We start from the raw sequence: 4,755 nt of genomic DNA on the forward strand, positions 1-4,755 counted from the left end.
TCCATTTTAGAGATTTGTTTAAGATAAGATATAACTCATTGAGATGTGTCATAGTATTCGTCGTTAGAAAACAATTATTGTGACATTATTTCAATGAGTTATCTATTTTTGTCGTGTACAGAGAATATTATTTTAAAAATGCTCTTGCATAAGAGCTATTAATTTTCTCTTTTTCGTTTAGTTCATTTGCAGCATAAAATACAAGATTTGGATTTTTAAGCAACTCTCTTCCATATGCAACAAAATCACAAAAACTATTTTCAAGAAGATATTCACCCTCTTTTGCTGTTGTTATTAAACCAACAGCAATAACAGGAATATCTACACTTTTTTTAATCTCTTTTGCCCAATTAGCTTGATAAAATGGTTCAATTTTTGGTATCTTATCTGGATTTTCTATATTTCCACCACTTGAAACATGAATACAATCAACTCCAACTTTTTCTAACTCTTTACATAAATAAATAGAGTCTTCTATATTCCATCCATTTTGCATCCATTCATCAGCACTAATTCTAACAATAAGGGGTAATTTTACCCTATTTTTTATCTCTTTTGCAGTTTCAATTACTAATCTACACCTATTTTCTAAACTTCCACCATAAATATCATCTCTTTTATTTGTTAAAGGTGATAAAAATTCACACAACAAATATCCATGAGCAGCGTGAAGTTCTACTGAATCATAATTTGCTTTTTCGGCTCTAATTGCAGCATTTACAAACAACTCTTTTATTTTTGTTATCTCTTCAAGACTTAACGCTTTTGGAACTTTATATGGTGATTTTTGACTAAAAGCAATTGAGCTTGGAGCTACACAAATATCATCAACAACTTCAGATTTTCTTCCTGCATGAGCTAATTGTATAGAACTTTTTGCTCCAAATAAGTGTAACTTCTCATTCATTTTTTTATGATTTTCAATTAAAGAATCATCCCAAAGTCCTAATTCAAAAGATGAAACTCTTCCTTTTGGCTCAACTGATGCTGGTTCAACAATAATTAAACCAACATCAGCCATTGCTCTTGAAGTATAGTGAAACATATGGAAATCTTTTAATTCTCCACTATTATCACTTTTATACATACACATAGGTGGCATTACAACTCTATTTTTTAGTTCCAAATCACCTATTTTACCTTTGTTTAATAATAAACTCATTATAGCTCCTTAAATTAAATATATCAAATTATATATACACTAAACTTAAAATTCTCTCTTAAAGTATCTTCAAATTTAGCTAACTCTTTATTTAAATCCAAATCTCCTTTAAAAATATCATGCATAGAGTAAGTTTTAAAGGTTCTAATCCAACAAATTGAAAAGTTTTATGAGTAGCAACATTTGCTTCATCTAGTGATAATCCATCAAAAAAACCATCAGGATTGTTAAACTCACTTTTTGGACAATTATATGTCAAGCTTAGCATATATTTTTTGCCTTTTAGTAATCCACCACTTCCATAAGTTTTGCTATCATCGTTTTTGCTTCTTCCGTCGTTTGCATAGTGTCTTCCTTGAGTAAAAGTCTCATCGAAATATTTTTTTGTAATCCAAGGAACACCCATCCAATAAACAGGATATTGAAACAACACATAATCAGCCCACTCAAACTTCTCACACTCCTCTTTTATATCGTAACCCTTATCTATATTTGTATATTTTATAAGAAAGTTATTTTCTTTGAAAAATTGTGTCGCTTTTTCTAAAATCTTTTCAGTTAATTCACCTTTTGCAACATTTTCATAATATTGGTGTCCATTTAAAATTAAAACTTTTTTCATTTTGTACTCCTTTTAAATTATTCAACAATTATATATAATCAAACTTAACTTTTATATCGATTAAGGCTTTATACAAAGTTTGCAAAAACCACTTGCACCAACTTGAAATTAGAGTAATTACCCTAGCAACCACTCTAGCACCAGCTATTATCTGTTTTTCTAATTTTAAATATCTTTTATCGATAAAAGCCTATACTCTATCTCATAATCTTTATACTCTTGAATTAATTTTTGAGATTTCAAAACTAAAGCCTGATAGTTTATCCGTTTTTCATTTAGTTTTACTTCACAAATTAGAAGTTTCTTATCAATATCATCGATAGCAACTATATCTATCTCATTTTGATTATTTCTCTCCCAATATGAGCCAATAGAAGTGAAAGTTTGTTTCTCTTTTAAGAGTTCCACAAAAAGTTTTTCAAGGAATTTTCCTTGAAAAGTTGAGATATCTCTATAGATAATCTCTTTTAATCTATCGAAATTTTCAGCTTCGATTAGTGATTGGTATTTAAAAATAAATCTAAACCAAAAGGATAAAAAATTATCAACTATCTCATATTTTTGTACTTTTGAGTTTGGTTTAGCATTTATTGGTTTAATTGATTTTATGATGTTATAGTCATTTTCAAGTCGTGATAAATGTCCTGAAATATTTCTTTCCAAAATTGATTCTATTTCACTTCTTGATGTTTTTGAATCAGAGATTAAAGCTAAAATAGAAAAATATGTTCCATACTCTTTTCCAAACTCTTCAATAAGTCTATTTTTTCCCTCTTCCAAAAATATTGAGTTTGGATCAATAATTGTATCTATCATAGATTTTAAATCAAAACTACTGTTTAAGATAAATAGTTCTATATATTTTGCAACTCCACCACTTAGCAAATAAAAATCAAGTAAATTTTTATTTGAATAAGAGTTGTAATCTTTTAAAATCTCCTTTAATACACTTACTTTCAAAGGTTTTAAATCTATTTCCCTTAGATAAGTCTTGGAAAAGTAAGCGTCCATTACCCATAACGATGATTGGAGATGCTGCTCATTTGATGCCTCCTTTTGCAGGACAAGGCGTAAACAGTGGGTTGATGGATGCCTTGATATTGTCGGATAATCTGACCAATGGGAAATTTAACAGCATTGAAGAGGCTATTGAAAATTATGAACAGCAAATGTTTGCTTATGGAAGAGAAGCACAGGCAGAATCAATAATAAACGAAACGGAAATGTTCAGCCTCGACTTTTCGTTCCAAAAACTAATGAATCTATAAAACAGAAAGGCGAGGAAATGAAAGAGAAAATAGTTAAAAAAAACGGAATAAGACTTTTTACCGAAAGTTTTGGATGTGAAAAAGATCCGGCAATACTCTTGATTGCGGGAGCAACGGTATCCATGTTGTATTGGGATGCTGAATTTTGCCAGAAACTATCTGAAAAGGGATTTTTTGTTATTCGCTACGACAATAGGGACGTAGGAAAATCTACTAATTACGAACCGGGTTCAACCCCCTATGATATTGTTGACTTAACCCATGATGCTATTTCAATTTTGGACGGCTATAAAATAGTCAAAGCCAATTTTGTGGGAATTTCACTGGGCGGACTGATTTCTCAAATAGCATCAATAAAATATGCCGACAGGGTAAGTTCAATAACACTAATCTCATCAGGTCCTTGGGGCGACTCAGACCCCACAATTCCTGAAATGGATACGCGTATTTTAGATTTTCACGGAAAAGCTGAAACCGTAGATTGGACAAATGAAGACAGTGTGGCAAATTATTTAATTCAAGGTGCTGAATTGATGAGCGGCAGGAAACAATTTGACAAACAAAGAAGTGAAAAACTGATTAGAGCCGAATTTAAAAGAGCTAATAACTATATAAGTATGTTCAATCATGCGGCACTGCAAGGTGGTGAAGAATACTGGAACAGATTGAGCGAAATCAATCAGCCAACCTTAATTGTACACGGAACGGACGATAAAATATGGCATTTTAAGAATTCAGCAGTTTTACTTGAAAAGATAAACGGCTCAAAACTAATAACGCTTGATGGAACCGGACACGAACTACATTTCGAAGATTGGAATAAAATTATTGATGGAATAACGCAACATACAACAAATAACAAAAGAATGAACAAATAGGGTATTATGTATTTCCAAATCAACGGTTTAGAGATTGAAGCTAATATCAATGTGTTCTTTGAATAACATCTTTTGGTGTTTTTTAATAATCATACTACGCAATTTTCTTTTATAAAAGGAAATATTGTAAACTAAATACGAAATGGTATCTTCATTAAATCATATTATCTCAGAGGTACAGCGAAAAGAAAATGCCATTTCGCTGTCTGCACCTAATATAATTGATGAAGCGCACCAAATGACGATATACCTAAAAGAGTACTTATGGTCAATAAGAGAGGATATTATAAAGCAGGGTTTTAAAAACCATTGGGAGGAAATCAACTTCTTTCGCAACATTAAGCCATACATTCTTAAATAAGACCGTCCCGTAAATTTCAGCCGAATCCGACAAAAAGGCGTGAAGATTTCCTTTAAATAGAGAGACCGAAGGTCATCCTTTTCCTAAAAAAGGGGGGGGCCATGGTTCCAAGATGTAAAATCGAGGGCTAATTCAGGCTATACTTTTGTAATTACCAAAAACTTCCATGGCTCTTGCCCAAAAGAGCTAGGAGATTTTCTCCCTGCTTCTAAAATATAGTTTAAATCTTCATCTTTTATCTTTTTTGTCTCATCAAATATTTTACAAGCATGTCTAAAATCCATTGCTTCCATAAAAGTTTTTTCCATAAATTTATCCTTATTTTTTATTAATATTATTCTCTGTACACGACAAATTTCACAGAACCCTTATCCTATCAGGATTCTGCTTTCTTAAAATTGCCAAAATTTCCTTAAACTCTTCTTTTTTCCCAAAACCAATTAAACGCTGAATCGCCATTTGAA

Annotated in this window: 5 protein-coding genes and 1 pseudogene; 2 read left to right on the top strand and 4 right to left on the bottom strand. The window is 31.1% G+C overall.

Annotated elements, in window-relative coordinates; all coding sequences use genetic code 11:
* Window positions 1-127: 127 nt before the first annotated feature.
* The 3 genes from FTV28_RS13280 to FTV28_RS13290 all read right to left on the bottom strand — a co-directional run bounded on the left by FTV28_RS13280 (window position 128) and on the right by FTV28_RS13290 (window position 2,795).
* Complete coding sequence (locus FTV28_RS13280; protein ID WP_169538918.1) at window positions 128-1,162, bottom strand: tRNA-dihydrouridine synthase; 1,035 nt, start codon at window positions 1,160-1,162, stop codon at window positions 128-130.
* Window positions 1,163-1,253: 91 nt separating this feature from the next.
* On the bottom strand, window positions 1,254-1,784 hold the full coding sequence (locus FTV28_RS13285; RefSeq protein ID WP_218944953.1) for an NAD(P)H-dependent oxidoreductase: 531 nt from the start codon (window positions 1,782-1,784) through the stop codon (window positions 1,254-1,256).
* Between the two features lie 165 nt (window positions 1,785-1,949).
* On the bottom strand, window positions 1,950-2,795 hold the full coding sequence (locus tag FTV28_RS13290) for a DUF234 domain-containing protein (RefSeq protein ID WP_169538917.1): 846 nt from the start codon (window positions 2,793-2,795) through the stop codon (window positions 1,950-1,952).
* Here FTV28_RS13290 and FTV28_RS13295 point away from each other — a divergent pair.
* Together FTV28_RS13295 and estT are read left to right on the top strand one after the other, a co-directional pair.
* Window positions 2,756-3,052: pseudogene (locus FTV28_RS13295) on the top strand (FAD-dependent oxidoreductase); the annotation flags it as partial. The gene FTV28_RS13290 and the pseudogene FTV28_RS13295 overlap by 40 nt on opposite strands.
* Window positions 3,053-3,069: 17 nt before the next feature.
* The gene (estT, locus tag FTV28_RS13300; protein WP_077782102.1) at window positions 3,070-3,930 is read left to right on the top strand and encodes a macrolide hydrolase EstT; all 861 of its coding nucleotides are present in this window, start codon (window positions 3,070-3,072) and stop codon (window positions 3,928-3,930) included.
* Between the two features lie 498 nt (window positions 3,931-4,428).
* Here estT and FTV28_RS13305 read toward each other — a convergent pair whose 3' ends face one another.
* A complete protein-coding gene (locus FTV28_RS13305; protein ID WP_218944955.1) occupies window positions 4,429-4,599 on the bottom strand; it encodes a nitroreductase family protein in 171 nt (56 codons plus the stop codon).
* Window positions 4,600-4,755: the final 156 nt, after the last annotated feature.

The organism is Acinetobacter sp. YH12252 (genome assembly GCF_013417365.1).
GTDB classification, from domain to species: domain Bacteria; phylum Pseudomonadota; class Gammaproteobacteria; order Pseudomonadales; family Moraxellaceae; genus Acinetobacter; species Acinetobacter towneri.